This window comes from Mesorhizobium sp. M7A.F.Ca.US.006.01.1.1 (assembly GCF_003997935.1).
Classification (GTDB): Bacteria; Pseudomonadota; Alphaproteobacteria; order Rhizobiales; family Rhizobiaceae; genus Mesorhizobium.
In genome coordinates, this window is sequence record NZ_RZQL01000558.1 from 1 (window position 1) to 255 (window position 255).

1 protein-coding gene is annotated in these 255 nt (G+C 69.0%); it reads left to right on the forward strand.

What is annotated here, in order from left to right:
- Window positions 1–255: autotransporter domain-containing protein (locus tag EN943_RS37475; RefSeq protein ID WP_127416647.1), on the forward strand; the 255-nt coding region annotated here is incomplete at both ends.

The window sequence follows — 255 nt, forward strand, 5'->3', positions numbered from 1 at the left end:
GCCGCCTTCGGCGATGTTGGCGCGGCCGCATTGCCGGTCATGGCCTATGGCGAGGGCGGCCCGGAAATGGTCGCCGCCGACACCGACCGTTTTGCCGTCTGGGGTCAGGCCTTTGGGTCGTGGGGCAATACCGACAGCGACGGCAATGCCGCCGCTTTCGATCGTTCGACGGGGGGCCTGCTGGCGGGCGCCGACACGCTGGTGGGCGGCTGGCGTGTCGGTTTGCTCGGCGGCTACAGCCATTCGAGCTTCGAT